The organism is Actinomyces oris, assembly GCF_001929375.1.
Classification (GTDB): domain Bacteria; phylum Actinomycetota; class Actinomycetes; order Actinomycetales; family Actinomycetaceae; genus Actinomyces; species Actinomyces oris_B.
The window spans coordinates 1-2,007 of sequence record NZ_MSGO01000026.1 but is presented as its reverse complement, the minus strand read 5'-3'; the positions used below and the strand labels follow the sequence as shown (position 1 = coordinate 2,007).

The window sequence follows — 2,007 nt, the reverse complement described above, 5'->3', positions numbered from 1 at the left end:
ACGGGCCGGCGGGGCCGGGCGGGTGACCGGCTCTACCGGGCCAGGCGCACCCTGCACACCGGGGCCGGCCTGCTCACCGACGCCCAGGCCGAGCGTCTCGAGGCTCTGTTCGCTGATGATCGCCACGCTGCGGTCCAGGCCGCCTGGGGCGTCTACCAGCGCCTCATCCAGGCCTACCGCACCGAGGAGGCGGGCCTGGGAAAGTACCTGATGCAACGGCTCATCGACTCCCTGAAGCAGGCCATCCCAGACGAGCTGGAAGAGATCCAGACCCTGGCAAAGACCCTGACTGAAAGAGCCTCCGACATCCTGGCCTACTTCGACCAGCCCCGTACCTCCAACGGCCCCACCGAAGCGATCAACGGGCGCCTGGAGCACCTACGCGGCATCGCCCTGGGATTTGCGCAACCTGGCCAACTACACCATCCGCAGCCTCATCCACACCGGACGCCTCAAAGACCACCTGACAACAACCACCTAAACCAACCGATAAGCCCCACCTACCACACCCTCAAACACGAAGAGCCGGTAACTGGGTCGCAAGATACAAGAAGGAGCACGCCACCGATCAGGACCGCAAGAAGGCAGCCGAGTCAGCCGAGATAGCAAAACTGAGAGCAGAGAACAGGGAGCTGCGTCAGGAGAATGAGTTCCTGAAAAAAGCAGCCGCCTTCTTCGCCAAGGAACGACCGTGACCGAGCGCTACGAGTTGATCAACCGCGAAGAAGGCTCCTACCCCATGAGGCTTATTCATAGGGGTGTTTAGGCTGCTTAAGGGGGGTGTGTCGTTAGATAGGGTGGCGGCTTGCTCTTGAGAGAATCTTTGGTGCTTAAGCCAATCCAACCAAGAAGCAAACCGCCATGACGAATAGTAGCACGAAGATCACTCGCGATGATGTCCTGGACCTGTGCGAGGCCATTCACGCCACCAGTCCCGACCTGCCGGCGTTCGGGGCCAAGGTGCTGGGCCTGTTCCTGTGCGTGCGCCTGACCCTGACCTACCTGCGCCACAACCTGCCCCAGGAGCTGCTCGCCGAGGTCTACAACGTCAGGCAGGCCACCGTCTCCCGCGTCATCAGTGCCTACACGCCCCTGATCGCCCAGGCTCTCCAAGCCTCTGTACCGACGGTGGAGGACCTGGACCCCACGGCCCAGCTGATCATCGACGGCACCCTGCTTCAGTGCTGGTCCTGGAAGGGTCATCCTGAGCTTGACTTAAGGTAGGCACAAGACCACGGGTCTGAACGTCCAGGTGGCCTGCACCCTGTCAGGGACCTTGGCCTGGGTGTCCGACCCCCAGGACGGACGCACGCACGACGCCCAGGCCCTGCGCCGCTGCGGACTGCTCGACGTACCCGCCACCGACCTCCCCGACGGGACACCACCACCCCGCCACATCGGCGACAAGGGGTACATCGGACTGGGAATGATCACCCCCAAGAGAAAACCCCCGAACCTGCCCCTCCACCCAGACGACAAGACCTACAACACCACTGTCAACCAGATCCGGTACAAGATCGAGAGAGTCATCGCCAACATCAAGACCTGGAGAGTCCTACACACCGGCTACAGAAGACCACTACAAACCTTCCCAGAAACCATCACAGCCATCCTCGGACTCATATTCACCTACACCCCATGAATAAGCCTCCATCTCCTCAATGTGTCGGTGGTCCAGGGTATCAAAATCAGGGTACTACTCCTGGCGTGACCGACCCCAGTCACAGACGGCCATCAGGAGGGAGGTGGGGTGCGTGGTGTTTCTCGGACTGGGGGAGTTTTTCTTCCCGTGAGTCGATAGGATGGAGACCATGCCAGCAGCGAAATACTCAGACGAGTTCAAGACCCAGGTGGTGCGTGAGGTGATCGAGAAGGAACGTACCATCTCCTCGGTGGCCGCCTCATACGGTCTTGTAGCCCAAACGGTGGGTAACTGGGTCGCCAGATACAGAAAAGAGCACGCCACCGACCAGTACCGCAAGAAAGTCTCCGAGTCAGCCGAGATAG

The 2,007-nt window shown here is 60.8% G+C and carries 3 protein-coding genes and 1 pseudogene; all 4 read left to right on the top strand.

Annotated features, from left to right (window positions below; translation table 11 throughout):
- Positions 1 to 481: pseudogene (locus tag BKH32_RS05925) on the top strand (transposase); the annotation flags it as partial.
- A 380-nt stretch (positions 482 to 861) separates the two neighbouring features.
- Entirely contained in the window at positions 862 to 1,224 is a 363-nt protein-coding gene (locus BKH32_RS14385; RefSeq protein WP_256691128.1) for a transposase family protein, read from the top strand.
- A gap of 28 nt (positions 1,225 to 1,252) precedes the next feature.
- Entirely contained in the window at positions 1,253 to 1,642 is a 390-nt protein-coding gene (locus BKH32_RS14380; RefSeq protein ID WP_256691126.1) for a transposase family protein, read from the top strand.
- A gap of 169 nt (positions 1,643 to 1,811) precedes the next feature.
- The coding region (locus BKH32_RS05910) for a transposase (RefSeq protein WP_075249080.1) at positions 1,812 to 2,007 on the top strand (196 nt) is incomplete at its 3' end.

What these genes read in the sequence shown, in the direction of transcription:
- BKH32_RS14385 (WP_256691128.1), top strand. Translation starts at nt 862, where the DNA reads ATGACGAATAGTAGCACGAAGATCACTCGCGATGATGTCCTGGACCTG.